This window comes from Rufibacter sp. DG15C (assembly GCF_001577755.1).
Classification (GTDB): Bacteria; Bacteroidota; Bacteroidia; order Cytophagales; family Hymenobacteraceae; genus Nibribacter.
Map to the genome: position 1 here is coordinate 2,934,854 of NZ_CP010776.1, position 26,526 is coordinate 2,961,379.

Annotated in this window: 19 protein-coding genes; 9 read left to right on the plus strand and 10 right to left on the minus strand. The window is 47.5% G+C overall.

Going from position 1 to position 26,526, the window contains the following annotated elements:
- Positions 1-46: 46 nt before the first annotated feature.
- Positions 47-1,681: an amidase gene (locus TH61_RS12550; RefSeq protein ID WP_066512836.1), complete on the minus strand. Its 1,635-nt coding sequence runs from the start codon at positions 1,679-1,681 to the stop codon at positions 47-49.
- A 267-nt stretch (positions 1,682-1,948) separates the two neighbouring features.
- On the opposite strand from TH61_RS12550, the gene TH61_RS12555 reads away from it, so the two are divergent.
- Both TH61_RS12555 and TH61_RS12560 read left to right on the plus strand, forming a co-directional pair.
- Positions 1,949-3,079 (plus strand): P1 family peptidase, encoded by a 1,131-nt coding sequence (locus TH61_RS12555; RefSeq protein WP_066509841.1) that lies wholly within the window; start codon positions 1,949-1,951, stop codon positions 3,077-3,079.
- On the plus strand, positions 3,069-3,917 hold the full coding sequence (locus TH61_RS12560) for an aminotransferase class IV (protein WP_066509851.1): 849 nt from the start codon (positions 3,069-3,071) through the stop codon (positions 3,915-3,917). Before TH61_RS12555 ends, TH61_RS12560 begins: the two co-directional genes overlap by 11 nt.
- On the opposite strand, the gene TH61_RS12565 is transcribed toward TH61_RS12560, so the two are convergent.
- The 5 genes from TH61_RS12565 to TH61_RS12580 form a co-directional block, all read right to left on the minus strand.
- Positions 3,859-4,308: a hypothetical protein gene (locus tag TH61_RS12565; protein ID WP_066509854.1), complete on the minus strand. Its 450-nt coding sequence runs from the start codon at positions 4,306-4,308 to the stop codon at positions 3,859-3,861. The genes TH61_RS12560 and TH61_RS12565 overlap by 59 nt on opposite strands.
- Positions 4,298-4,882 (minus strand): RNA polymerase sigma factor, encoded by a 585-nt coding sequence (locus tag TH61_RS12570; RefSeq protein ID WP_066509856.1) that lies wholly within the window; start codon positions 4,880-4,882, stop codon positions 4,298-4,300. The genes TH61_RS12565 and TH61_RS12570 overlap by 11 nt, the downstream gene beginning before the upstream one ends.
- Positions 4,883-5,184: 302 nt before the next feature.
- Positions 5,185-5,472 carry an ankyrin repeat domain-containing protein gene (locus TH61_RS18495; RefSeq protein WP_369796889.1) on the minus strand — a complete coding sequence of 96 codons (288 nt, stop codon included), beginning with the start codon at positions 5,470-5,472 and terminating at the stop codon, positions 5,185-5,187.
- Between the two features lie 45 nt (positions 5,473-5,517).
- A complete protein-coding gene (locus TH61_RS18500; RefSeq protein WP_369796890.1) occupies positions 5,518-5,679 on the minus strand; it encodes an ankyrin repeat domain-containing protein in 162 nt (53 codons plus the stop codon).
- A gap of 199 nt (positions 5,680-5,878) precedes the next feature.
- On the minus strand, positions 5,879-7,354 hold the full coding sequence (locus tag TH61_RS12580; RefSeq protein ID WP_066509862.1) for a M20/M25/M40 family metallo-hydrolase: 1,476 nt from the start codon (positions 7,352-7,354) through the stop codon (positions 5,879-5,881).
- A gap of 348 nt (positions 7,355-7,702) precedes the next feature.
- Here TH61_RS12580 and TH61_RS12585 point away from each other — a divergent pair, with 348 nt between their 5' ends.
- The 3 genes from TH61_RS12585 to TH61_RS12595 all read left to right on the plus strand — a co-directional run bounded on the left by TH61_RS12585 (position 7,703) and on the right by TH61_RS12595 (position 11,495).
- Positions 7,703-8,425 (plus strand): rhamnan synthesis F family protein, encoded by a 723-nt coding sequence (locus tag TH61_RS12585; protein WP_066509865.1) that lies wholly within the window; start codon positions 7,703-7,705, stop codon positions 8,423-8,425.
- Positions 8,425-9,315: a hypothetical protein gene (locus TH61_RS12590; RefSeq protein WP_066509868.1), complete on the plus strand. Its 891-nt coding sequence runs from the start codon at positions 8,425-8,427 to the stop codon at positions 9,313-9,315. The genes TH61_RS12585 and TH61_RS12590 overlap by 1 nt, the downstream gene beginning before the upstream one ends.
- Positions 9,316-9,392: 77 nt before the next feature.
- Entirely contained in the window at positions 9,393-11,495 is a 2,103-nt protein-coding gene (locus TH61_RS12595) for a glycosyltransferase (protein ID WP_157600708.1), read from the plus strand.
- Positions 11,496-11,859: 364 nt separating this feature from the next.
- On the opposite strand, the gene TH61_RS12600 is transcribed toward TH61_RS12595, so the two are convergent.
- The gene (locus TH61_RS12600; protein ID WP_066509873.1) at positions 11,860-13,143 is read right to left on the minus strand and encodes an O-antigen ligase; all 1,284 of its coding nucleotides are present in this window, start codon (positions 13,141-13,143) and stop codon (positions 11,860-11,862) included.
- Between the two features lie 251 nt (positions 13,144-13,394).
- Between TH61_RS12600 and TH61_RS12605 the strand changes: the two genes are divergently transcribed.
- Together TH61_RS12605 and TH61_RS12610 are read left to right on the plus strand one after the other, a co-directional pair.
- Positions 13,395-14,183 (plus strand): MBL fold metallo-hydrolase, encoded by a 789-nt coding sequence (locus tag TH61_RS12605; RefSeq protein ID WP_066509876.1) that lies wholly within the window; start codon positions 13,395-13,397, stop codon positions 14,181-14,183.
- A gap of 80 nt (positions 14,184-14,263) precedes the next feature.
- The gene (locus tag TH61_RS12610) at positions 14,264-14,581 is read left to right on the plus strand and encodes a hypothetical protein (protein ID WP_066509878.1); all 318 of its coding nucleotides are present in this window, start codon (positions 14,264-14,266) and stop codon (positions 14,579-14,581) included.
- A 159-nt stretch (positions 14,582-14,740) separates the two neighbouring features.
- Here TH61_RS12610 and hrpB read toward each other — a convergent pair whose 3' ends face one another.
- The 3 genes from hrpB to TH61_RS12625 form a co-directional block, all read right to left on the minus strand.
- Positions 14,741-17,281, minus strand: a complete 2,541-nt coding sequence (gene hrpB / locus TH61_RS12615) for an ATP-dependent helicase HrpB (protein WP_231862218.1) — start codon at positions 17,279-17,281, stop codon at positions 14,741-14,743.
- Between the two features lie 205 nt (positions 17,282-17,486).
- On the minus strand, positions 17,487-21,929 hold the full coding sequence (locus tag TH61_RS12620; protein WP_066509883.1) for an IPT/TIG domain-containing protein: 4,443 nt from the start codon (positions 21,927-21,929) through the stop codon (positions 17,487-17,489).
- Between the two features lie 228 nt (positions 21,930-22,157).
- Positions 22,158-23,828, minus strand: a complete 1,671-nt coding sequence (locus TH61_RS12625; RefSeq protein WP_066509885.1) for a S8 family peptidase — start codon at positions 23,826-23,828, stop codon at positions 22,158-22,160.
- 362 nt (positions 23,829-24,190) lie between these two features.
- Between TH61_RS12625 and aspA the strand changes: the two genes are divergently transcribed.
- Together aspA and TH61_RS12635 are read left to right on the plus strand one after the other, a co-directional pair.
- Positions 24,191-25,603 (plus strand): aspartate ammonia-lyase, encoded by a 1,413-nt coding sequence (gene aspA / locus TH61_RS12630; RefSeq protein WP_066512839.1) that lies wholly within the window; start codon positions 24,191-24,193, stop codon positions 25,601-25,603.
- Between the two features lie 93 nt (positions 25,604-25,696).
- Positions 25,697-26,503: a phosphatase PAP2 family protein gene (locus TH61_RS12635; RefSeq protein WP_066509888.1), complete on the plus strand. Its 807-nt coding sequence runs from the start codon at positions 25,697-25,699 to the stop codon at positions 26,501-26,503.
- The last annotated feature ends 23 nt before the right edge of the window (positions 26,504-26,526 follow it).

Consider the following 26,526-nt stretch of genomic DNA (forward strand, 5'->3'; position numbering starts at 1 on the left):
GCCGTTTTCGGCCAGTTTTCTGGAATTCAGGCCAAAAACGAAAGGCTTAGGCTGGGTTGGTGGAGTGCAGGAACGTGGGTTTCTGACGCGCCTTGGTGGCCTGCTCAAACGCGTAGGCCAAGGCAATCAACGGACCCTCAGTGTAGGGCTTCCCGAAGAAGGAAAACCCGATGGGCAGATGATGCACCAGTCCCATGGGCACCGTGATGTGCGGGTAGCCCGAGATGGCCGCCGGTGTGGACAAACCATACCCCGAGAAGGCATCACCGTTCACTACGTCAATGCACCAGGACGGACCATAGGTAGGGCCCGAGATGGCGTCCAGCGTGTTGTCATCCATGATTTTGTTGATGAGTGCGCGCGAGGTTTTCAGGTTCTTGTCGTGCACCTTCACGTACTCCTTGCTTTTCAAGTCGCCTAGCTTTTCTGACTCTTCCAGAATCTCCTGCTTAAAGTAGGGCATGGCCTTGGCGGCATTCTGCTTGTTGAACTCAATGACGTCTTTCAATGACTTGACCTTGGCATTGGCTGTGGCCAGGTACTTGTTCACGCCGTCCTTGAACTCGTATTGGAGGACCTTGAATTCGTCGCCGCCCAGTTCTCCAATTTTGGCCGCAATTTCCACTTCCACCACCGTGGCGCCTTTGCTTTTGAGCACCTCAATGGCCTTCTTGTAAAGCTCGTCAATGCCTTCGTGTCCCTTCAGGAAGGATTTCTCAATGCCTATCCGTTTGCCTTGCAGGCTGTTGGCGTCCAGGAATTTGGTGTAGTCAGAAAGGGCTTTGCCGGCACCTTCTTGCGTGACAGGGTCATTGGAGTCTTGTCCGGTCAAAGCGCCCAGCAGAATAGCCGCGTCCGCCACGGTTCTGGCAATGGGGCCGGCGGTGTCCTGGCTGGCAGAGATGGGGATGATGCCCGCGCGGCTCACCAGGCCCACGGTTGGCTTGATGCCCACGGCGCCGTTCACGGAGGCCGGGCACACCACGGAGCCATCGGTCTCGGTGCCCACGGCCACGGCGCACAGGTTGGCCGCCACGGCCGTCCCTGAGCCTGAACTGGAGCCGCATGGAGAACGGTCCAACACATACGGGTTCTTGGTCTGTCCGCCGCGGCTGCTCCAGCCGCTGGTAGACCGCGTAGACCTGAAGTTGGCCCACTCGCTCAGGTTGGTTTTGCCCAGGATGACGGCGCCCGCCTCACGGAGTTTGGCGGCCACAAAGGCGTCTTTTCTGGCTTTGTTCTCCGCCAATGCCAAGGCCCCCGCGCTCGTGGACATCTTGTCACGGGTGTCAATGTTGTCTTTGATGAGCACCGGAATGCCGTGCAGCGGGCCGCGTACTTTGCCGTTTTTGCGCTCCTGGTCCATGGCCTCGGCAATCTGCAGCGCGTCTGGATTTATTTCGATGACAGAATTGAGTTTTGGGCCGTTTTTGTCGATGGCCTCAATGCGGTCCAGGTACAGTTGGGTGATTCTCTTGGAGGTCAGGTCGCCGCTTTTCATTCGGTCCTGCAGCTGCTGGACGGTGGCCTCGCTCAACTCAAACTCATCTGAGGGGGAGTTGCCGTCTTTGTCTGTAGTAGCGGTGGTTTTGTCTTTGGTTTGGGTGCAGGCGCCTACGCCCAGCATAGAGAAGGTGATGCCCGCCAGAGAGCCGGCTTTCAGGAAGTTTCTGCGTTTCATGTTGGTTGGTTTGGTCTTGAAAGATACTCCGCGGAAGCTGAAATCAAAACAGCCTTTTCTGATTTTATTGCGGAGTTGAGAAGGCGGGCTTTTCCATTCAATAGGAAGGGCGCCCGTTAAGTCAACCAGCGTTTTTGACCTGTTTTCTGGAAATGAGGCCAAAAACAAGGTGGGATGCGGCATGGTCAATTCTCATCCTTCTAGGTAGGTTTTAGTAGAAATCTACCGGCTAAGGTTTACATTTACTCCTAGCCAAACCACCTGTTCATGAAACATCTTTTAACTCTTGTATTGCTGCTTTGTCTTCTGCCTTGGGCGCAGGCCCAGCAGCGCAAGCGCGCCAGAGAATACGGCGTGAAGATTGGGGTATTGCCCACCGGTCAGCTCAACGCCATTACTGATGTGCCAGGCGTGAAAGTGGGGCATGTGACCTTTGTACAAGGCGCTCAGGTACGGACTGGCGTGACGGCTATTCTTCCGCATGGCGGCAACCTGTTCCAGGAGAAAGTGCCCTCGGCGGTGTTTGTGGGCAACGGCTTTGGCAAGCTGGCAGGCGTGACGCAGATACGGGAACTAGGCAACTTAGAATCGCCAATTATTCTAACAAATACCCTGGGCGTGGGCACGGCGATGAATGCGGTAGTAGACTACACGTTACAACAGCCGGGCAATGAAACGGTGCAGTCGGTGAATGCAGTGGTAGGGGAAACGAATGACGGGTATCTGAATGACATACGCGGACGGCATGTGACGCAGGCGCAGGTGCTGGAGGCCATTCAACAAGCCAAGGGAGGGCCGGTGGCAGAAGGCAACGTGGGCGCGGGGACGGGGACGGTGTGCTTCGGGTTTAAGGGCGGCATTGGCACCTCCAGCCGACAACTGCCACAAGCCCTAGGCGGCTATACGGTGGGCGTGCTGGTGCAGAGTAACTTTGGCGGCGTGTTGCAGATAGACGGCGTGCCGGTAGGAGAGGAACTCAAGCAGTTTTCTTTCAGTAAGCAGATTCTGGAGAAGGCAGATGGTTCCTGCATGATGGTGGTGGCCACCAACGCGCCCGTGGACGCCCGCAACCTGGAGCGCATGGCGCAGCGGGCCATGCTGGGTCTGGCCAAAACCGGCGGCATTGCCTCCAACGGAAGCGGGGATTACGTCATTGCTTTTTCCACCCACGCTGGGGTGCGGGTGCCGTTCACCTCCAAAGAGGCTACCCAAACCGTCACGTATCTTCGGAATGACGACATGAGTGCCTTGTTCCTGGCTACCATTGAAGCCACTGAGGAAGCCATCATCAATTCGCTGTTCAAAGCTGAAACCATGCAAGGCAAAGACCAACATACCATCCAAGCCCTGCCCTTAGACAAAACCTTAGACCTACTCAAGAAATACCATGCCCGATAACCCAACTTTGTACGCCTATGTGCGCGGCGAGATTCTGCCGTATGAGCAAGCGTTTTTGCATGTGAGTGACCTGTCCATTCAGCGGGGCTACGGCGTGTTTGATTTTTTGAAAGTAGAGCAGGGGCAACCGCTTTTCATGGAAGATTACCTGGACCGGTTCTTCCAGTCCGCCCAATTGATGGAGCTGGAGATTCCCCTGGAGCGGGCGGCGTTGCAAGAGGTAATCTTCACCTTGATTGATAAGAACAACCTGCCGCTCTCGGGTATCAAGATGATTCTGACGGGGGGCTATTCCCCGGACGGCTATCAACCGGTGTCTCCCAACCTGCTCATCCTTCAGCAGCCTGTGACCATGCCTACCCAAGAGCAGATTCAGACAGGTTTTTCTATAATCACCCATGACTATGTGCGGGACATTCCGGCGGCCAAGACCATCAATTACTCCGTGGGCATCAAGCTGTTGAGTCAGGTGAAAGCCCAAGGCGCGGATGATGTGCTGTACCACAACGGCGAGGTTGTATCCGAATTCCCTAGGGCGAATTTTTTCATCGTTCGGCAGGACAATACCGTAGTGACAGCCGCGCAGGATGTCTTGAAAGGCATTACCCGGAAGAACGTGCTAGAGATTGCCGGCCGGCTGTTCAAAGCCGAGGAAGGCATTGTCACCTTGCAGGACATTGGCCAGGCCAAGGAGGCGTTTCTCACCAGCACTACCAAGCGGGTCATGCCTGTGGTGAAGATAGACGGCCGCATCATTGGCGACGGTACGCCCGGCCCGGTTACGCTTGCGCTTCTGGAAGAACTTCTGAAGCTGGAGAACCCAGATGCATCGCAGTAGTTGATGGTTTTGGCGGTGGGTTTTGTTTGCCAGGCGCGGATGGTGCGAAATAGAAATGGTACACCATCAACACCAGGCAGAAAAACAGGATGAGCAGAATGGCCGCCGTCTGCCAAGCAGACCAGACAAAGAACCTGGGCTTGCGCTTTTTCTTGGCCAGGTAGTGTTGTACGCGACCGCGCGTCTCCTTCACAGCCTTGTACACTTTGGCTGCCTGCGCCATGTCCATGCCCTCCACTAGGTCTGAGCACAGCTCACAGGACACCAGGTGGCGCTCCACCTGGTGGTTCTGCTCCGGTGACAGGCGCTCTGACTGGTACCCTCTTAGCACCTCCAGTGAAGGATGGCCCTCGGGTCCCCAATCCTGCCCTAAGTGGTGGTTACTGTTCATAGTTTTTCTCCAGGTAAATGCGCAGGTTCCGCTTTCCGTTCTGAATGTGGCTTTTCACTTTGGCCACCTCGTATCCGGTCAAGTCTGCAATCTCTTTGTAGCTTTTCTTTTGCAAATAAAACAACTCCACGCACTGGCGCTGCTCCTCGTTCAGTTCTCTGAGACCCTGCGCCAAGGCCTGCACATCCAGGTCGGGCTCAGGTTGGTCTGTGAAAGAATGCGCACCAGACTTTTCCAGGGTGGCGTTGGTTTGGTCATCAAAGGAACTGAATTTTTTCTTTTTGTTTGACCTGAGTAGCATCAAGCAGTGGTTTTTGGCCAAGGTGTGCAGCCAGTTTTTGAAGACACTTACATCATGCTTTTGCAACGCGGTAAAGAGCGTCTCAAAAATCTGCATAGTGGCGTCTTTGCTTTCCTCCTCGTCCTTCAAATACTTAAGGCACACCAGATACACCATCTCGGTGTGCCGCTCAAACAACTCACCCACGCACGCCGCGTCACTGGTCTTCCTGAACTGGTGCACCAGCTCCAGGTCAGTAGGGTCTTTTTGGCGTGAGAAGAGTTTTAAAAACATAGGGCCGGTGGGTCAATGCTTCAAAAAAGGTAACGGATTTCAGTTGAACTCCCGCAATAGCTTTCTGAAATAAGTATTGCGCTTTAAGGGTAGATGCAGCCATGACTCAAATTCCACACGAAGGGCAAAAAAATAAACCAGATACCTTTCGATATCTGGTTTGATAAAAATAGTAATAGGGCTATGAATTCGTTGAAAAACAAGTCAATTAATTCATTTTTAGCTTGTTTTCGTGGAAATAGGCCAAAAACAGTCCCTGCGTTTAGACACTAAATAGAACTGGCTCTGCTTAGGTATGAGTATTAGGCGTCTAGGACTTTCAAGGCTTCTTCGTTGCCTATTTTATGGGCCATCTCAGTGGCTGTCAAGCCACGGCTGTCTCTCAGGTTCTGGTCGGCGCCATGCTTGGCTACAATCTTTACCAATTCATGGCGTCCGAACATGGTCGCGAACATGAGGGCCGTGCCGCCGCTCCCATTCTGTAGGTTAAGGTCGGCACCGTGTTGAATGAGCAATTCCGCTATTTCGGCGTGGCCTTTGAAGCAGAGACCCATCAAGGCCGTGTTACCGCTGTTGTCCTGAATGTTCACGTCTGCTCCGGCATCCAGTAAAACTTTGGTGGCTTCTAAATGTCCTTAATAGCTGGCCAGAATCATGGGGGTGAAGCCACGCCCATCCCGCACGTCTACGTTCACGCCTTCGGCTAGAAGTTCTTTTATTAGCGCCACGTCTCCTTTGCGGGCGGCGTCAAAGAGTAAGTGTTCTGGGTTAATAGAGCTGAATTCCATTGCGTCCATCTATTATGATTATGCTGCAACATACGCAAAACATGAAAGGCTGGACAATCAATACTATTGATAGGCAATAGAGGCGGACTATAAGGATTAGAAGTGAATAGATTAGCGGAAGATTAGCTCATAAAAAGAAATCCGTTTTTAGCCTGATTTCTAGAAATCAGGCCAAAAACGGATAAGAAATTCATCAAGCTACTACAGGCTAGTCGGCCCAGCGCCATTCACCAGCTATTTGGAGAGGTTCTTTGAGGTTGTTCTTAATCAAGAATGCTTTCGTCTCTGCATCTGTCAGCTTTCTGGCTGGAATGGAAGTGGCATCTGCCAGACCGTACAATAACATGGCACTGAAGCGGACGGTGTTTTTCAATTGCTGTTCATTCACCAAAGAGAAGGAATCACAGTCGGCATGGTAGCAGTCGCCTGCGTTGTTGGGCAGCTTTCCGCCCGAGGAACCGCCCGTAGGGATGCCCTGCAACATGAATGGCTGGTGGTCTGAGTGCAAACCAGCCCTGGCAGAGAAACTGTTTTTAAACGTGGTGTCAATAGAGGCGGCAATGGCCCCAATGGATTGGAACAGCGGCTTCACAGATTCTTGGCTGGCGCTGTAGCCCTTCGGGTCATTGGTCATGTCATAATTGAGCATGAAGGCAATCTTGTCCAGGCTCTTGTCTTTGGTGGCCTGCTCAATGTAAGCTTCAGAGCCCAATAAGCCCTGCTCTTCGCCCATAAACATGACAAACTCAATGGTGCGCTTAGGTTTTAGGTTCAAGGCTTGCAAGGTGCGCGCCATGTCTATTACCGCAAATGACCCGATGCCGTTGTCAATGGCACCGGTGGCCAAATCCCAGCTGTCAAGGTGCCCACCAATCACAATTTTCTCATTGGGTAGTTCACTGCCTTTTAAGTTGGCAATCACATTTCTGGCTTTGATTTTAGCGGACTTGTTGGTCATCTGGATATTCGCCGTCACCGCTGTCCCTTTTTGTAACTGATCTTTCAGTGTCAAGCCATCTTCCTTGCCCACGCAAATGGCCGGAATTGGAATGAGCTTACCGGTTACAGATGCAGTGCCCGTCAAGAGCGTTCCACCCGCTACCGTGTTGATGATGATAATTCCTTTGGCTCCGTTTTTAATGGCCAAGGCGGTCTTCTCAGATCGGTGCAGGTTGCCCGTGCCGGCAGGTGAACCCGGTAAGATGCCTAAGTATACCAAGGCAATCTTGCCTTTCACCGCGTTGGGTTTGGCTTTGTAGTCGGCTTCCAAGCCATTGCCCATATCTACTATTTGACCAGTGAGATTAGCCTTAACTGGTGAGTGCGCAAGGGATACCGCCTTTACTTCTTGGTATTGCGCGCCGCTTGTACGAACTTGCAGCTTTAAAGTTGCCCTGCTCCAGCTCTCCACTTCAAATGGTTGATACCGCACATCCGTCAATCCATAGGATTTGAAAAGTTGAAACGCATAGTCCTCTGCCTTCTTGCCATTCTCTGATCCCGTGAGCCGGTGGCCAATGGTTTTAGAAGCCTCTTGCAGGGAACTATACGCCTTGGAATTGGCTTGCACTTCAGAATTGATTTGCTGGAAGGTGGAGGGCCAAGAGGATTGGGCGTTGGAATTGCTAGCGTAAAAGAATAACAATAGCCCGAAAGCTGTTTTAGAAAAGATAGAAGAAGTCATTTTTTGAATTTAAATAAAGGTCAATTTAAACCTTTGCCGAGAAAAATGTTCTAACCGCTTACTTTTTGATGCCGCAGGATATTAAGATTGTAGTTATTGCTTCGTTAGAATGCAATATGCAAGTAAAATTGTTTTGCAAGTTTTTGAATGTCAAAATGCTTGTGATGAGTAAGAAAAGAGGACCTTTCATTGCTAGTAAAGTACATTACAAACACTAAGACTGATTTTTTTAATTTGAAAGTGGCAGATTAAATCTCAGGAAGTAAAGGTAAACCTACTTTCTGTAGTTATAAATTAGTTTTTGGAAAAAGACAAAGTAATGTTTAAAAAAGATTAGTTGGGCTTTATATGTCAATTTCTGTTTTATGTCATCTTTTCTATGAAAATTCCTTAGTTGACCTTTTTCCTTATTTTAAAAATTTGCAGGAAATGAAGGTTGATTTTTATTTTAATATATGTTCAGAAACTACTTATAAAGATTCTCTTTACAAAAATATAAAATCTAATTTTCCAGACTCTGTAATTACGGTTTCCTCTAATGTGGGGAAAGACATAGGTGGCAAGTTAGTTCTAATTGATTTGTATTTAAAAATTGGTAATAAGTCTGATTATTTAATATTTATTCATGATAAAGTCAGCCCTCATGCAGCTAATGGACGGCTTTGGAGAGAAAAGCTATTATCTATTTTAGAACCATCCAAAATTAGTCAGATCCTTAGAGAGTTTTCCATAAACGATAATGTAGGATTAATTGCCAATAAAGATTTACTTTTAAATGAGTTTGATCAAAGGAGCGGTAAGATTTTAGGATCTAATGCCTCTATATTATTGGAACTATTGAATGATTATAGATTTAAAATTAAAGACTATACTTTTGTAGGTGGAACCATGTTCTGGGTAAGGTCTAAAATATATGAAGATTTCTTTTCTAAACACAACCCGCTAACAATTAGGTCTTCTTTAGAGAAAGGGAATGTCCTAGATAATGACAATGGAACATACGCGCATTCTTGGGAAAGGATTTTAAGTTGGATAATGAATAATAGTAGCTTTAAAATTAAAGGTATATAATGCTTAATAGGGTTGCAATTATCCTTAATGAGTTTGACTTTTCTAAAAAGGATAGATATTTTTATCCTGGGATAAAGTATGTTTTCGTCATAAAAGTAGATGTCCAATTATTACAAGGCTTACTTGCCTTTATTTATTCTTCAAAGGATTTTAATGATAATTGTGAAAGCTTTGCACTTTGTTTCCAAGTTGACGGACATACTGAGTCTCAAATTGAGGAATTTGTCCGCTCTTTGAAAGAGGAGAAGTTAATCCTTAATATTTTGTTTCATCCGTTGTTCTCCTCCTCCAATTGCAAGCCTTACATGTATTTGGCTTCTGAAGAAGTAGAAACTCCTACCTTGTCTTTGATAAGTGATGCCATAAACCTAGAACTTGCGTTAGAACCATCAAATACTGTTGAAATACATTATATTCCTCTGCGGGATATATTACATGAAGCGTCCTCTATTTCATTGGAATATATTGAAAATCATTACGTTGAGAATTACCTTTTGCATGGCAGGGTAGAGGAGGATGTATTTGTTAATGGTGCGTTAGGGTTAGAGGAGAGCAATCTGGTTTCTATATTAGGTAAAACTGAAGAACGATTTAAAATTAGTAATCCAATTCTTTATAATAGCCTTTTAATAATCAAATCAGAAAGGCAGGAAATTAGAAAATTAAAGGTGATTAATTATAACTATGAGAAGGAATTACTTGCCAATAGAGAGTATTTGAGAGTCTTGCGTAATACCAAGCAATATGAAGAAGTATTGAAATTTTATACAAATGAGTATGAGGTTTTACCGCTTTGGTTTAAAAGAGTTGGTCATGTTATAAAGGTGGTCACTGGTAAGCGAACACTTAAGTCTCTTTTTAATAAGAACTATATTAAATATTTAAATTGAATTACTGGCTACTCACTACTGAGTTTCCTCCTTTTTTTGGGGGAGGCATTAGTACTTATTGTTATTTTACAGCAAAAATGCTGAAGGCCAATGGTCACAGTGTTACTGTATTTATAAATGATTCCTCTGTAAATAATGTTGACATCACCTTTAAAGAAGATGTTAGGATAGTAAGGTTTAACCCTTCAAAAACTAAGTCTTCTGGCTTTTTAGGGCATGTGGCCAACATTAGTTATGAGTTTGCTCAAATTGTCAAAGATTTTGTTTTGGCAGAGGGCCAGCCTGATGTGATTGAGGCACAAGAATACTTAGGTATTGCCTACTACCTGTTGCAATTTAAATATTTGAGATACCACTGGTGTCAGGATATTCCAGTGGTCATCACAATGCATTCTCCCTCTTTTCTTTATATGGAGTACAATCATGTGCTCCAGTATAAATATCCTAATTATTGGGTTTGTGAAATGGAGAGGTTCTGCCTGCAGGGAGCTAATCTGTTAATTTCTCCTAGCCAATTCATGGTGAATGAACTGACAAGTCGTTTTACCTTAACAAACAAGAATGTCTTTGTTGTCCCCAATCCATTTGATGATCAAACAAAGGGAAGAAGTAATGTAGGTGGGTCAAGTTTACCCAATGAGATTATCTTTTTTGGGAAGCTTACCTTCCAAAAGGGGGCTTCTATTCTGCTAACGTACTTTAAGCAGTTATGGGATGAAGGATTCAATGAACCATTGGTTTTAATTGGTGGTCAAGATATTGTGTATCACCCTGAAGGAAAGACCATGGGTGACATTTTTAGAAAAAAATATAAACAGTACATTGAGAAAGGTCTACTTAAGTTAGAAGATAAAATTCCGCCAAGTCAGATTAAACACAGGCTTTCAACTGCTAAGGTGGTACTCATACCTAGCATGAATGATAATCTGCCCTATGTAGTGTTTGAGATGATGGCCTTGGGTAAAGTGGTGTTGGCCTCAAAACAGGGAGGACATTCAGAGGTTATTGAGAATGGCAAAGATGGATTCCTATTTGACCACAACCATCCAGAAACCTTTTCGGCTCAGTTAAATCATATTCTTTCCCTTTCTGAAAAAGACAGAAAAGTTGTTATCACCAATGCCGTCAAAAAAGTAAAGGACCATTACAACCTTCAAGCCATTTACGAAAAGAAAATGAAGCTTGTGAAAGAATTGGTAGTAAAGGAACCCAAAGGTTCTAACTTCCCATTTGTGAGGACTAGAAAGAATTTTTCACCAATTCTTTCTAGCATAGACGACTCAACAGGGAGTGCTGAACTGCTCACCGTCATCATTCCTTTTTATAATCTTGGTGCCTATTTAGAAGAAACAATTTCTTCCGTCAGAAAGTCTGCGAATGTAAAAAAGGAGATTCTGATTGTAAATGATGGTAGCACGGACGTTAAAAGTCTTAAAGTGCTTGATAAATTTAGAAAGGCCAAAGATTGTACAGTTATTGATACTAAAAACAGCGGGTTAGCGGCTGCCAGGAATATTGGGGCCAAGAATGCCAAGGGTAAATTCATCGCTTTCTTAGACGCAGATGACACAGTAGCACCAGAATATTTCTCTAAGGCGTTAAATGTCCTAAAGCAATGCGCAAATGTGCATTTCGTAGGGGCTTGGACTCAGTACTTTGGAGACTCTACCAAAGTGTGGCCGACTTTTTCTCCAGAACCGCCAGTGATCTTATACCACAACCTTATCAACTCAAGTTCACTGGTATATAAAAAGGCTTCATTCCTACATGCGGGCCTGAATGATGGCAAAATGCCTTTCCAAGGGTTAGAGGACTATGAGAGCGTTATTTCCCTTTTAGGGAGTGGCCTTAATGGGGTAGTACTTCCTGAGGTACTTTTCCATTATAGAGTTAGAAAAGATTCTATGATAAGAGATGTTTCCAGTGTGAAGATGCTAGTGTTATATGAGTATTTGAGCAAGAAACATAGTGCTTTTTATGCTCAGTATGCTTCTGAAGTTTTTAGTCTAACAAATGCAAATGGCCCCGGCGTGGTATTAGATAATCCTTCCTTAGATTTTCAATTGATCTACAAATTTCCTTTCAATAGCAGATTGGGCAAAGGAATGATATCAGTAGTTAAAAAGAATAAATACCTGAAGAGTGTCGCATTCAAAGCATTCAACTTCATTAAAAAGTAGACTGCAGGTATTTGCCTTTAAATCAGAAACTTTCATCTTACTGTTCTTAATAACTAGCTAGAGTTGATTCTGGATTTCAGTTGGATAAAGTACTGGCCCGACTTCTGAAAAAATCAGGGTAGCTTTGTGGTAGAGCGAATAGTCATAATTCTGTAAGGATTAAAAGGCAATTACCAATTACCTTATGAAAGGTAACCATATGTAGTTCGCCTAAACTTAATGAAAAAGCCACTAGCACCTAAATAGGTATGCTAGTGGCTTTCCCGTTTTTGACCTATTTTTCAGAAAATAGGCCAAAAACGGAAATTGATTTCTTTTAAAAACAGAATCAGGAGGCTGCTTTTGGTGGTACTTACTTGAATACTTATTTTAAATCATCAAAATCATTCAACACTATGCTGTCTTTCTCTGGCGGAAGAACTAAAAGGAGAAAAGGTAAAAAGAAACCAGTCAACGTAGCACCTATGCTTCTAGCAAAGTAGACCTCTGAAACCCATGCGGCGGCAAAGGTGAGAACTACTAGAACTGCCAGTCCATTTTGGGATTTAAGAGCTTGCAGAATTGGCAAACCAATCCAACTCAATGCAAATAGCAACATCCCCACCAAACCCAAGCTATACAGGATGTCAATGTAGTTGCTATGCACGTTCCGGTCTGTTTGGATGGCATATTGGAAGTTCTTCTCGGCATATTTTTCCTTTAACGCAGCGTCCTTGTCGCCCAAGCCAGTGCCTAGCACCAGGTTCTCCTTGAAGAGCTCCATTCCGCAGGTCCAAACGGCTAATCTAAAATTGACGCCATTCCATTGGTCCTCGGTGATTTGCATGTTGTAGTGGCTCTCACGGCCCATGTTTTCAAACTTGAAACTGCTGTAGGCTACTTCCTTGTAACGGTTAAAAGTGAGTGGCAGCGTTTTGTTAACCACTACAGTGCCAATCACCAAACCAAGCACTAAGGTCAAGCCTTCCAAAAGCTTACGGTGCTTAACTACATAGTAAAAGCTGAAGCCAGTGGTGACCACCAAAAGCCAGGCAAACATGATTCTACTGGCCAACAGATAGGCAATCCCATATAAGAAAAGTGTGCCCAGCGTCAGCAATCCCTTATGCTTGTGATTGGAGTAGAAAATGGCGCGGGCAAAGATGAAGATGGAGATATTGACGAGTAAGGCAATATAAATGGACTGCCTCTCAAGGATGACGGTCAAGGCATCATTGTACAAGAATTCAGGTTTAGCAAAAAAACCTGAAAAGTAGATGCTCGACAACAAACAAATGAAGAGCACCAAACACGTAATGGTGGCGAAAGAAAGAAGTACCTTATCAATGAATTCTCGGCGCAGATCTAGTAAGCCAACACCAAGGGGCAGCAGCAATAGCGGAAGCCTGAGCTTTAAATGGTGCAGCCCCGAGTCTTTGTCCTCTGAGAGCAACACACTTACTACCAGAAAACCATAGAAAACCAGCATCGCTAAAATATGCTTCCGCTCTTTCAGTAATTGCCACTTCTCACTCAAAGAGTTGAAAAAGAACCCATACAGAAACAAGGCACCTGTGGCGATACTAGAGTAGGCAGCTAAGCTCCCAGTGAACAGAGAAATAAAAAACAGTAACAGCAATGCGTAGAGGATTTTCTCTTTTTGATTCATAAGAAAGCAGCCCAATAAAACATAGTCACGCGTGAAGCCAAAAGGGCGGAGCTTGGGTTCAGCTCACAAAAATACACTAAAATGAGTTAGCCTTTTGATCCTCTAAAGCCTTATCCAGGCTTGTGGAAAATATTACTAAGAGCTGTCCTTATTAACTTAAGTAGAATCAGCAGAGCGAAAAAGGAATTCTTAATATTAGGGTTTTCTATATAGTAGATTAAGCAAGTGTCTTTTGGTTACTTTGCAAGAGCATGAGTATACATTTTACATCACTAAATTCGGGGAGCAACGGCAATTGCTATTATGTGGGCAATGACCAGGAGGCAGTCCTCATAGACGCAGGCATCTCTTGCCGCGAAACCGAGCGGCGCATGGTGCGTCTGGGGTTGAGAATGAGCAAAGTGAAGGCCATTTTTGTCTCGCATGAACATTCAGACCATATTAGAGGCGTGGCGGTGCTGGCCAGGAAATACCAACTTCCGGTTTACATCACCCCAGCCACCTTGCAGAATTGTTACCTTCGCACAGAAGCCATTGAGACAATCTCATTCCTAGCAGAAGAACCCATCCAAGTGGGTGACCTAACCATTACGGCATTTTCTAAATGGCATGACGCCGCAGATCCTCATAGCTTTGTGGTGGCCTGCCAAGAATATAAAATAGGGGTATTCACGGATATAGGAAGGGCTTGTCAGAACCTCATGCGCCATTTCAGCCAGTGCCATGTGGCTTTTCTGGAGGCTAATTACTGTGAGCATCTGCTGGAAAGTGGCCGCTATCCTTACTACCTCAAGAACCGCATCAGGGGTGGTCACGGCCACTTGTCTAACCGGGAGGCCCTTTCGCTTTTCACCACCTGCAAGCCAGACCATATGAGCCACGTGTTGTTGTCTCATTTGTCTAAGGAGAATAACTGCCCTAACCTGGTGAAGGAATTGTTTGAGGCGCAGGCAGAAAACACGCAAGTAATTGTAGCCTCCAGGTACGAGGAAACCCCCGTGTTTACCTTGCGCATGGCAGAGGCCGCGGTTCAAATATAATTGGTAATTGTATTTTTTTGTAAACCATATACGGGCTCCTTCGTTTTTATAGGCATACCGAATCTTAACCTATAAATACTATGGAAGCAAGAGACTTAAAAAACGAAGCCAGAGAATTAAAGCAGAAAGCTGACAACTTCAACCCAGAGCACAGAGAAGGCCCAGTGGCCAGAACCATAGAGGAATATACCGCTAAATTGCCATCAGATTTATTCTTATGGGCGGCGCTTGGCTCAATGGCCATTTCAGCGACGCTTAAAATCATGAAAAAAGATGATGAGGCGCTTTTTGTAGGTCAGTGGCCAGCTCCGTTCTTGCTACTAGGTTTGTACAATAAAATTGTGAAAGTAAAAGGACACGAAGGCGAGAAAACTTCCGGCACACGCGGAGGTTTATAATCTCAATCCATCATAAACAGAAAGGGGAGGCCAAAGCGGCTTCCCCTTTCTGTTTTAATACACGTCACAAACTAATTAAGCCAAACCGTTTTTGGCCTCTTTCCCAGAAAAGAGGCCAAAAACGGTTTCTATCTGAAATATGATTTTAGACAGGGGTAGTTAGGCTGGTCGGTTCTTGGTGCGCCGGGTAGGCGGGGCTGTGAGCGGGTCTTCGGGCCAGTGGTGTTTGGGGTAGCGGCCGCGTAAATCTTTACGCACGTCAAAATAGCCCGTAGTCCAGAAACTTCTTAAATCACGAGTCACCTGCACTGGGCGCATGGCCGGCGATAGCAAATGTACCAGCAAGGGCACTTTGCCGCCGCCAATCCTGGGCGTGTCCAGCATCCCGAAAATCTCTTGCAGGCGCACTGCCAACACCGGAGCCTCTGGGTTTGAGTAGTCCAAGGCTATTCTTGAGCCAGTGGGCACCTCTAAATGTGACGGTGCTAAACGGTCTAACTCCTGACGCTGTTCCCAGGTAAAATCCGTGAGAAGGATTTCGGTGAAATCTAGGCGCGCTACTTGGTCCAATGATTTCAGGCCAACCAGGTGAGGAGCCAACCATTCATGCATGGTTTCCTGCAGCTTGCTATCTGAAACGTCTGGCCAATTAGTTGAATCCAAAACGTGTAGAAAAGCCAAACGCTCCTTTAACTGGGTGGCTTCTTTGGGCCAAGGCAAACGCTCTATACCTTTTTCCTGCAAAGCCTGCAACAAGGCTTGATTGACTAACTCACCGTTTGGATTAGTGACGAGCTTTTCTTCCAATACTAAAGCGCCCAGTCTCGTAAATTTGCGGGCTGTGACTTTCTCAGTGGTGGTATCCCATTTCACTTCTTCCACCTCTTCTAATTGGTGTTTGAAATGCGTGAGAATCTCGGCCTTGTCAATGGGGGCGGCCAACAGCACTCTTGACCTGGCACCAATCTCCAAGTGCGCCACTCCGTAGAACTCAGCCTCGGTGAAGAGCTCTGTGGACAAAGTAGCTTTTTGACCGGTCACCAGACGCACCCTTCCCGTTGACTCTCTTTGGGCCAAGCGGTCTGGGTAAGCTAAGGCCGCTAATATTCCAGCTTTGTCTGGTTGCAATGACTTTTGAGTTTCTTTGATGCGCTGGCGCAAGTGCTGGGCTTGTTCCTTAACTCTCCTTAACGCATTTTCATCTATGACAAACCCAGGCGTGGGGGGGCGTTTATAATCCAGGATCTCCAATCGTAAGGCTAAGTCTGGCAAAGGCTCGGTGAAACCACCAGCCTGGGGTTTTAGGATATCCCGGTCAGCCAACAAAGCGGCCAGGGCACAAGCAGTTGCACCGGCACCTAAGGCATGGCCTTGCAGTACCAAATGCCCCAACCTAGGAGGCAAGCCCAATGCAGCCATTGCTTTGCCATGCGGGGTAGGATTGCCCTGAGCATCTATGGCTTCTAGCCTTAGTAATAAATCACGGGCCAACGCCAAAGCGGCGGCAGGTGGGGTGTCCAGCCATTTTAGTTGGTTGGCATCTTTCACTCCCCAAATAGCCAGTTCCAAGGCGAGGCTGGAAAGGTCTGCCTCACAGATTTCGGGGGCTTGGCGTTCTGGTAGTTGTAGTTGGTCGGCTGCAGTCCAGAGTCTATAGCAGATGCCAGGACCTAATCGTCCTGCGCGGCCACGGCGTTGGTCTGCGGTGGCCCGCGAGACTTGGATTGTAGACAAGGTGGTTAGGCCGTTGCGCGGCACAAATTTGGGCACCCGGGCATAACCACCGTCTATCACTATAGTTACGCCCTCAATGGTTAAGCTGGTCTCCGCGATGCTGGTGGCCAACACTACTTTCCTTATACCCAAGGGGGCGGGTTGAATGGCTGCCAACTGTTGGCTCAGGGTCAAATCACCGTGCAGTAAATGCAGTTGAGTGGCTTCAGGTAGCGTGCTTTCCAGTAATTGCGCCACGCGTCGCATTTCGCCCATGCCTGGCAAAAACACCAGTATATCTCCAGTGGTATGTTTGGTTAGCGCCTGCCTAATCGCCTTCGGGGCAAGGTTGGGTAAGCGCTCTGGCGCCCGGGTGCCAGCAGCGGCCACCTCTGCGGGAGATAGGTAAAACGTCTCTACCGGGTACATGCGGCCCTCGCTTCTCACTACAGGCGCTTCTAGCCAAGCACCCACTCCCGTGGCGTCTAAGGTGGCGCTCATGACCAATAGGCGTAAGTCTGGCCTGAGGACCGCTTGCGCATCCAAGGCTAGGGCCAAACCCGTGTCTGCGGCCAGGCTCCGCTCATGGAATTCGTCGAAGATGATGGCGGCAATGCCTTCCAGGCCGGGGTCAGCTTGAATGAGCCGGGTCAAGATGCCTTCGGTGACTACTTCAATTCTGGTTTTGTCTGAGACCTTATGTTCTAGCCGCACCCAGTAGCCCACCGTTTGTCCCACCGCTTCACCTAAGATATCTGCCACGCGCTGGGCGGCGGCTCTAGCGGCCAGCCGACGAGGTTCCAACATCAGGATCTTGCCGTCTGCGCGCCAGGCTGCCTGCAATAAAGCTAGCGGAACCAGCGTGGTTTTACCGGCACCCGGCGGCGCCTCCAGTACGGCGCGCGTATTAGCTGCCAAGGCCTCCATTAACGCCGGAAGCGCTTCTTTGACAGGCAGGTCTGGTAACTGGGAAAGGGAAGGATTCACGGACATCTTGCCGCAAAGGTCGGGATTCTTAAGGAAAGAAAATATGTGTAAGAGGCATTCGTTTTTGGCCTCTTTTCCAGAAAACAGGCTAAAAATGAAAGCTTTGGCTTTACAAAGAATCCCCTTGTTCGCCCAATGAATGATATGGGTGAACAAGGGGATCCTGAAAGTCAGCTGTATTCAAGCTTAGCAAGGTCAGGATTCGCTATTGAATCACTACCCTTTTAGTCACGGTTCCCTGCGCCGTTTTGATCAGCAACACGTACAAGCCTGCCGGCGCTTGCGGCAGGTCTATCTCTAGTTTGGTGACTTGGTGGTCTTTGACCATTTGGCTATGAAAAGTTCTTCCGGTCTTGTCCAGCATCTGCACAGATTGCACATCAAAGTCGGCTTTAAGGAAGTCAATGGTGAACGTGCCTTGATTAGGGGAAGGGAAGACCTCAATAGATTCTTGCGGCGTGAGCGGCAATACAGCAAAATCTGCCTTGGCACTTCCGCCAATGCCGGCAACAGAAACAGACCCACTCATGGCTCCTTTGGGCACCCTCACTTTAAGAACGGTTGACGAAGCATTCAAAACCTCAGCCTTTACATTTCCAAAGCTAATGGTGTCTTGCTGTCCCAAGGTTAGGAAGTGAATCCCTTTCAATTCCACCACGCTTCCTACGCTGGCAGAAGTAGGGAGGACTTCAGTAATCACTGGGGCAGGAATGACCTCAAAGGGTTTGCTGGAGTTTCCGCCGGGCGTAGTGATTTTTACCATTCCTGATACTGCGCCTGCGGGCACCTGCACAGTTACTTGTTGCTCTTGGGCGCTCACCACCTTGGCCACTTTGTCCCCGAAAAGCACTTGGTTACGTCCTACCTCTGGAGCGAAGTGTATGCCTTGCAAGGTTACGTTGCCGCCTACGCGCTGTCTGGTTTTGTCAAAGCCTGTAAGGGAAGGCATTTGCCAAACCCTATACGCATTGCTCTTGGCAGTTCCGCCTTTGGAATAAACGGTAAACACGCCGCTGGTTGCTCCCTGCGGAATGGAAATAATCACTCCGTTGTTGGGGTATCTTGCAATCTGGCACGGAAAAGTACCTAGGGTGATGCTCTCTAGTAAATCTGGTCTAAGATGCTCTCCAATAATGGTCACTTCAGCACCTACAATTCCTTCAGTTGAGCTTAGGCCGGTAACTACTGGTGGTTGGTACACGGTAATGTCTTCTTGGCTTAATGTCGCGCCGTCTGGGGTGACTACTTTTATCCTTCCGGTGTAAGCGTCAACGGGTATTTTTATCCTAAGGAAGGTATCAGAGGCCTCCAGGATTTGAGCCGGAGCTCCGTTAACATACACTTGGTTACTGGCGGCCTCTCTTATGAACTTGGTGCCGGTGATGGTCACTTCACTGCCATGTTTACCAGCCCCCGGCCAGAAACTCATAATACGTGGGGATGCAATTACGTTTTTAGCCACCAACTGATTGTCACTCATTACTACTGGCATGTCATATACCCTATTGACGGTGGTATTGGTACGCACAGGCTCATTGTAGTCAAAGAAGATGTCCGCCAAGTTCTCAATCAGGTGCTTCTCCGGCAGATTTGCTTTTGGCTTTATGCTAAACTGCAACTGACCATTACTACCCGCCAAGTCTGTGGCACTGTCTGGCAACATGATGTTATCAAAGGTGAACATGAGCACAGGACGTATTTTTCCGGTCACTGACAGCCGGTAGGGGTGCGAAACTGCGCCAACTTTAAGGGTACTGATGTCCAGGTCAGCAGAAAGTGTGTCTACTACTACCACCCGGTACGCTACGTCTGTGCCTGTATTTTGGAAGCGGACGGTGTAGCGTAAAGGTGTGTTGGTGGGGGTGTAGTGCTCTGAGGTGAGGCCCGCGGGAATGACTTGCTTGTCATTAGGGTCATACGAGTCTATGATGGGCAGGCACTGCTCGCTGACCTCTGGCTCGGGATCGTCGGGGGGCAGGGCGCTCATGATTGGAGAAGGAATGCCATCGTTTAAACTAGGCACTTCTAGGTTGGCGCTGGCAAATGTTTTGAATAAATGGCCTTTTGGTTGGTCTGCCTCTACCCTGATCACTCGTTTATCTGCGGGTACCTGCAACACCAGGCTGTCACCGGCGGCAAGTTTGTACCGCCCAGTGAAGGATAGTGTAGCGTCCTGCAAAATTCTGAAGGACAGGCTGTCAGGCATGTTTCCTGGGCCATTGTTTGTGAGCACAACTCTGGTGTCCGTCGCAGACGTCAATAGTGCCTCTACGGCCACATCTGCCAGGCCAACCATAACCGGCGAAGGATAGGTGTTAGATGGCGTAATCCAGGCTTTGGTGCAGACAGTAAGGCCTCTTAGGGCAGGGTCTGCGCAGGATACGGAGTCTGTGATGGTTATTTTTCCTTCTGTATTAGGTGCAAGGTCTCCCACCTCAAAAACATGGTTGCCTTTGTTGTCTTTAGTGAACGGAAAGGAGGCAGAGATAAGAATAACTTCTGGCGGTAGCTGCACCATGACTTTTGATCCTTGCGCTCCACCGTACCCTACGTTGGAATATGTTACGGTAGTGGTGTTTCTAAAGCAACGCCGCCGCCTGTCTGATGACACATAAACGGTCAACATGGGACGGTTTATAACTGAGTGACCCAGATTAGGACCTTGAATCTTACTTCCGTAGGTATCTACTATGACTGGCTTGGTAGAGGGTTGGGGGCAAATGGGAATAGCCGTTTGCCCCGGCTCATCCTTTAAAATAGACCTGACTCTGTAGCTTCCCGTGTCTACGGGGATGATGTAATTGCCCTGCTTGTCAGAGATGCCGTAGAAAGGGCCCGGCTCTGCCACCACTAGTACTTGCGGCAATGCTTTTTCTTGACTACCCAAGGCACAGTCTCTGTTGTCATCATCAAATAGCTTCCCAATGATGAAGGCTTGGCGCGGTGAATTTTCTGATAGGTACTCGTCCACATAAGAACCCCGGGAAATGAGTAATCTGCTTCCGGCTTTGTCAATGGAAAATCTTTGAGGCCACATATTAGGCAAGGGACTTAGCCCTTCTAGTTTTTGAATAAACCTGCCTGAAGCATCATAAACATTTATATCCCCTTCATTCACATACACGTTCAGCTTGTCGTCAAACTCAATCGTAGTGTTTACTGACCCTGTGTTATAAGTAGTTTTGGGTGACAATTGAGCCAGAACCTCGCCTGAAGGATTCAGTTTCTGAATTCGATTGCCGTAGTCTATCACGTACATGTGGCCCAGTTTGTCTACCCCTATGGTATGAGGCCTGTCTACCAACCCAGAAAAAGAGGCAATTGGCTTGCCGGCAGGGTCAAGTTTCTGGATAATTGAATTAGTATAATCAACCAGATACATGTTGCCATGTACATCAATATCTAAATCTGAGAAATTATTAAAATTAGGGTTGCTGGCAAAGTTAGTATAGGTGGTGATAAACTTTCCCTCACCGTTGAATTTTACGATTCTGGAATTGTTGTTTGTACTGTTCAAACAATATAGATTGCCTTTTGCATCTACTTCAATGTCTGTAGAGGGTATGGTTTCGCCATATTCTGAAGAATAAGAAATGGTAAACAACCGGTGACCGAGGGGGTTGAACTTTTGGATGTTGGTTCCAGCATTTGGCGTATAGTTAAGGACATAGTAATTGCCCTGCTGATCTTCTGTAAGGTCCTTGATCATGAGGGAGTTGCCCCATTGCTTGATGGGTTTACCCAAAGGAGAGTAACTCTTGACAGTTTGCTGATTATAAATGCCGGGTAGTTGCATGGTGAACAGCTCGCCCGTTTTAGTGACAGTAAGAGCTATTCTACCCTCATTGTTGAACGTTGAATCTTCAAAGCTACCTATAGAAAAAAGCAGTCTCCCTTTGCTGTCAAGTTTATGTACAGACCGCCTGATGGCATCAGAGAAATAAATATTGTCTTCCTGGTCTAGCGCAATGGTATTTTTGAATTGAAGAGGACTGTATCCATTGTTTAATAGATCGTAAATATCTAATAGCTGACCGGTTGCGTCAACCTTGAAGAGCCTGTACCCAATGGTTAAAATATGAATGATGCCTTTTGAGTCTATTTGGATAGAGACTGGGTTGTTATAGGCAGGCAGTACGTGATATTCTGTAGGCGGGAGCTTATACTCAAAAAGGAAAGTGCCCGTGGCAGTAAACTTCTGAATACGACCATTTTCTGTATCTGCTACATAGATGTTTTTCTGGGCGTCAAGGGCTAATCCTAAGGGATTATTAAATTGACCTGGACCAGAACCTATTTGACCAAATTGATGAAGTACATCACCTGAGGGGTTGAATTTTTGAATTTTACCTAACGTATAGTTGATCACGTAGAAGTTTCCCTCTAGGTCTCTATGAAAAGCTGGATAATAGTTAGAGCTGTCCGCGTTTTTAAGTCTTGTCTTCTTTAGGAGATTACCCTCATAGTCATATTTGCAGATTCTTCCATAATCCAAGACATACATATTCTTGTCTTCATCCAAGGTGATGTCTGATGGCCCATAAAAAGGGATGCCAAACGTCCTGTTCCACTCAAATTCAATTGTTTGTGAAAACGCGGGGGAAATGAAAATTAAGCAAAGAATGAAAAGCAGTAAAAATTGGCGCATAAGCCTTTGGCCGATAAGGAGTTGTTAGGCAAGTTGGCAAACTATAATTGGTTTACCAAAGCAGGGAGAATTGTAAAAACTAAAAATAAGCTATAAGAGGCATTGACTGTTCAGCAACTTAAAGGCAAATGAGACAGCCCAAAGCTTAACTGCTAAGAGACAAGGAGAAAATCCTCAAGACTCGTTTTTAGCCTCATTTCCAGAAATTAAGCCAAAAACGCCTGCTCTCTAATTCTTAACTCCTTTCTCCGCGGCTTTCTTTTCTGCCAGCAGCATGGCTTGGTAGGCATTCACAATACCGCCGGTTTTTGACAGTGCTGCGAAAGCAATTTTCCGTTTGTTGGCCGAAGCTAGGTTGGGCTGGTAGACCTTCTGTTTAGGATGCTGCACGGTAGAGGCTAGCAACACTTCTTTCAACTCCACGGCCGTCAGTTCTGGATAATAGGCCCACACCAAGGCGGCGACGCCTGAGACTACGGGGCTGGCAAAGCTGGTGCCGTCCATTTTGTTGTATTGGTTGCCGGGGGCCAAAGAAATGATCTCTACGCCGGGCGCAAACAGGTCCACCGTCAATTTGCCGTAATTGGAGAATTCGCCGCAGAGGTTTTCATCTAAGAGACGGGCGTTGGCACCTACCTCCAGCCAATTGCTGGCCAAGGTACCGTTGCTTCTTTTTTTGGAGGGGAAGTTGGCGGCTTCGTCAATGTTAGAGGCGTCATTGCCGGCGGCGTGCACTATGAGCACGTTCTTGCTTTCGGCGTAGGCGGTGGCTTCATCTACCAAGCTTTTCTGGGCAGAGAAGCTCTTCCCGAAGCTCATGTTAATGATATGCGCCCCGTTGTCCACGGCATACCGAATGGCCAGTGCAATATCCTTGTCGCGCTCATCGCCTTGGGGAACGGCACGCAGTACCATGATTTCCACGTCTTGGGCAATTCCGTCAATGCCTATTTGGTTGTTGCGCACGCCAGCAATGACACCGGCTACCGGAGTGCCATGGTCAGGGCGGAGGCCTGTGACGTTGTTGTTGCCATAGCGGCGGTCCTGGATGTCTTCGGGGTTGTCACCTATGATGGTACTGCGGGGATCATAACTCAGGTTGAGGTGCTGGTTCAGGAAAACATCGCTCATCTCCAGCATGTGGTGGAAAGAGTAGGGCGTGTATCCAAGCTCATACCTGCCTATCAGCCAGGCACGGGCGCGCAAGACATCTTCATTAGCAGCGGTGATGGCTTTGAGTTCTGCCAAGGTAAAATCTTTTTTATCTAAATGCTGGGCAATGATACCTTCTACTTTGCCCAACACTTGGTTGAACTCCATGAGGGACTGCTTGTTCTTTTGTTGTTTGGCTAGTTCCTCGTCAAAGGCTTTCTTGGCGGCTGCATATTGTTTGTATTCTGCTTGTTTGGCGGTGGGCACCTTTTGCAGGGAAGTGTATTGGCTGTAAGTAGGGGCCAGCTTACGCAAAATCCTGACAAACTCATAGGTCTCAAACTTGATGTCTTCTCCTTTGGCATTGCCCAGAAATCCCCAACCGTGCAGATCATCAATGTAGCCATTGGCGTCATCATCCAGTCCGTTGCCAGCCACTTCTTTGGGATTGGTCCAGATGCGGCCTTGCAGGTCCTCATGCAATATGTCAATGCCGCTGTCAATGACGGCCACCACCGTTTTGCGTTTGGGCGTGCGGGTGGGCAGTAATTCCTGGTACACACGGTTCACGCTGACGCCTTGCACTTGCTCCACTTCGGGGCTTAGGTTGTACCAGTTCACCAGGCTTTTGTCAAAGCTGGCAATAGTGGAGGTGGGGCCGTTCTGCGCCTGTGTAGAAGCAGGATTCACCCAGGAAAGTCCTAAGGCTAGCAATAAACAAGAGGGAAGCGTAGAGGTTTTTTTCATACAAAGGCCTAAAGCAGTACCAAAGAGAAAGCAAGTTGTTAGGAGAGTGAGAGCTACAGTGCGGATCCGGTAAAGTTATAGTCTTACTTATGTAAAGTAGTTTCTTGACGAAGTTACAGTTTTCTATAAATAAATCTAACGTTGGGCATGGATTTACCTTGAGTTCAACAACGCGATAATTAAAATTCATGCCTCCTGAATACTAGTAAAAGGAGGCTTAACCGTTTTTGGCCTGGTTTCCAGAAATCAGGCCAAAAACGGCTCAAGGCCCATTAGTAGCAGGCAGTAAAACCCATCTATCAGAAAAAGGGTATGTTACCACAGGTACCCGTAATGGTACTCCGCAAATCAAAGGCAAACCTATGGCACCAACTGTTAGAATTGAACATGACTTTCTAGGCGAAAAAGAAATTCCGGCCCACGCATATTATGGCGTGCAAACCCTTAGGGCTCTAGAAAACTTCAACATTACGGGCATCACCAATGCGCAAGAACCGTTTTTTATCAAGGCCTTTGCCTATGTGAAGAAGGCAGCCGCGCTGGCCAACCATGACTGCGGCGTGCTGAATGCCAAGATCACCGAGGCGATTGTCTTTGCCTGTGATGAACTCATAGCCGGCAAGTACCAGGACCAGTTCCTGACTGACCTTATCCAGGGCGGCGCCGGGACATCGGTGAACATGAACGTGAACGAGGTCATTGCCAATATCGGGTTGGAGTACATGGGCCATGCCAAAGGGCAGTATGAGTTCCTGCACCCCAACAACCACGTTAACTTCTCACAGTCTACCAATGATACCTACCCCACGGCAGTCATGCTGTGCTTGTACTTTAAACTGAACCTGTATATTGACGCGCTCTCAGATTTGCGCAAATCGTTTAAAGCCAAGGCTGTGGAGTTTGCCGAGGTCTTGAAGATGGGCCGCACCCAGTTGCAGGACGCGGTGCCTATGTCACTGGGGCAGGAGTTTAACTCCTTTGCCACCACCTTAAAAGACGATTTAAAACGCCTCCGCGAAGCCCAGCGCAAGCTCACAGAGTGCAATATGGGCGGCACCGCCATTGGCACCAGCATCAACGCCCCAGAAGAATACCCTGTTTTATGCGTGAAGTACCTGGCAGAGTTGACGGGCCTGCCCATGGTGCTGGCCGAGGACTTGGTGGAGGCTTCCTCAGACATGGGGACGTATGTGCACATCTCTAGCATGCTCAAGCGCAGCGCCATCAAGATTTCCAAGATCTGTAATGACTTGCGCTTGCTATCGTCGGGGCCGCGGGCGGGCCTAGCTGAGATATCTTTGCCAGCCATGCAGCCGGGCTCCTCCATCATGCCGGGCAAAGTAAACCCCGTCATCCCCGAAGTAGTCAACCAGACGGCCTTCTATGTGATTGGCGCTGACCTAACCGTGACCATGGCCGCCGAGGCCGGGCAGCTGCAGCTCAACGTCATGGAACCGGTCATTGCCTTCAGTATCTTCACCTCCATTAACTACATGACCAATGCCTTGATTACGCTGCGCACCAGATGCGTGGACGGTATCAAAGCCAACGTGGAGAACTGCCAGGCCATGGTCATGCGCAGCGTAGGGATCGTAACCGCTTTGAACCCTATCCTAGGGTATGAGACTTCGGCGTCCATTGCCAAAGAGGCGCTGGCTACCGGCAAGTCCATCCATGATATTGTGGTGATGGAGCGCAAATTAATCACGCAGGAGAAATGGAATGAAATTTATTCTTTCCAGAATATGATACACCCCGTCTTCATTAATGCGTAAAAGGTCTTTGGTTTGTATTTTGTGTATTTCCGACACGGAAGCCTCAATATAAGCTTTAAAGAAGTTTTGCGTTGGACTTTAAGAGAGAGGTGTATGTTTAAGATCCCCCTGCTGTACCTCACGGAATGGGTAGAATCCGTTTTCCAGTCGCCTTATATGCGCGACCTGAAAAAGAAGTACCCGCGGTTTTCCAGGTTTCTGCACGCCCGTTTTAAAACCGACCATTTCTACGGACTTCCGCTGACCATCTTGCTTTTCTTGATAGGCGTGAACATGCTCCTGTTGAGTCAACTGGCAGAGAACGTGGTCAACTCAGAGGCCACCAAGGCCCTAGACATACAAGTGACCGCCTTCTTTTTTAACATGCGCTCCGCAGAACTGAGTTTGTTCCTGTATGCCTTCACACATCTGGGCAACGTGTATGGCGTTACAGCCATGACGGTGATGGCCGGACTCTTCTTGTATTTTAAGCGCATGTACCAGCATTTGGTGGCGCTTATTATATCGGTGCTGGGGAGTGGCATTACCATGGATGTATTAAAAACTTATTTTAGCCGAGAAAGACCAATTGACGTGGCGTTTTATATTCCAGAAAACTCGTTCTCATTCCCCAGTGGACACGCAGCCAGTGCAATGGCGCTGGTGGGTTTGTTGGCATATTTCTGCCTGCTGGAGGTAAAGCACCAGCGGGCTAAAATTTTGCTGTTTTTGATGGGACTACTGTACGTACTCTTGATTGGCGTTAGTAGAATTTACCTGGGGGTCCATTTTTTGACGGATGTGGTAGCCGGGTTTCTGTTGGGGTTGCTGTGGGTAGTGTTGGCCGTAGGCGTCTTAGAATATCTGGCCATTGACCGCGTGAAACAGGCCGTCAGTAAGGAAGACGTCATGATTACCTAAACCGCATTTATGCTTAAAACAGA

Excerpts from the sequence above, each read along its gene's own strand:
- TH61_RS12550 (WP_066512836.1), bottom strand. The coding sequence starts at position 1,681 with ATGAAACGCAGAAACTTCCTGAAAGCCGGCTCTCTGGCGGGCATCACC.
- TH61_RS12555 (WP_066509841.1), top strand. The coding sequence starts at position 1,949 with ATGAAACATCTTTTAACTCTTGTATTGCTGCTTTGTCTTCTGCCTTGG.
- TH61_RS12560 (WP_066509851.1), top strand. The coding sequence starts at position 3,069 with ATGCCCGATAACCCAACTTTGTACGCCTATGTGCGCGGCGAGATTCTG.
- TH61_RS12565 (WP_066509854.1), bottom strand. The coding sequence starts at position 4,308 with ATGAACAGTAACCACCACTTAGGGCAGGATTGGGGACCCGAGGGCCAT.
- TH61_RS12570 (WP_066509856.1), bottom strand. The coding sequence starts at position 4,882 with ATGTTTTTAAAACTCTTCTCACGCCAAAAAGACCCTACTGACCTGGAG.
- TH61_RS18500 (WP_369796890.1), bottom strand. The coding sequence starts at position 5,679 with ATGGACGCAATGGAATTCAGCTCTATTAACCCAGAACACTTACTCTTT.
- TH61_RS12580 (WP_066509862.1), bottom strand. The coding sequence starts at position 7,354 with ATGACTTCTTCTATCTTTTCTAAAACAGCTTTCGGGCTATTGTTATTC.
- TH61_RS12585 (WP_066509865.1), top strand. The coding sequence starts at position 7,703 with ATGTCAATTTCTGTTTTATGTCATCTTTTCTATGAAAATTCCTTAGTT.
- TH61_RS12590 (WP_066509868.1), top strand. The coding sequence starts at position 8,425 with ATGCTTAATAGGGTTGCAATTATCCTTAATGAGTTTGACTTTTCTAAA.
- TH61_RS12595 (WP_157600708.1), top strand. The coding sequence starts at position 9,393 with ATGCTGAAGGCCAATGGTCACAGTGTTACTGTATTTATAAATGATTCC.
- TH61_RS12600 (WP_066509873.1), bottom strand. The coding sequence starts at position 13,143 with ATGAATCAAAAAGAGAAAATCCTCTACGCATTGCTGTTACTGTTTTTT.
- TH61_RS12605 (WP_066509876.1), top strand. The coding sequence starts at position 13,395 with ATGAGTATACATTTTACATCACTAAATTCGGGGAGCAACGGCAATTGC.
- TH61_RS12610 (WP_066509878.1), top strand. The coding sequence starts at position 14,264 with ATGGAAGCAAGAGACTTAAAAAACGAAGCCAGAGAATTAAAGCAGAAA.
- TH61_RS12620 (WP_066509883.1), bottom strand. The coding sequence starts at position 21,929 with ATGCGCCAATTTTTACTGCTTTTCATTCTTTGCTTAATTTTCATTTCC.
- TH61_RS12625 (WP_066509885.1), bottom strand. The coding sequence starts at position 23,828 with ATGAAAAAAACCTCTACGCTTCCCTCTTGTTTATTGCTAGCCTTAGGA.
- aspA (WP_066512839.1), top strand. The coding sequence starts at position 24,191 with ATGGCACCAACTGTTAGAATTGAACATGACTTTCTAGGCGAAAAAGAA.
- TH61_RS12635 (WP_066509888.1), top strand. The coding sequence starts at position 25,697 with ATGTTTAAGATCCCCCTGCTGTACCTCACGGAATGGGTAGAATCCGTT.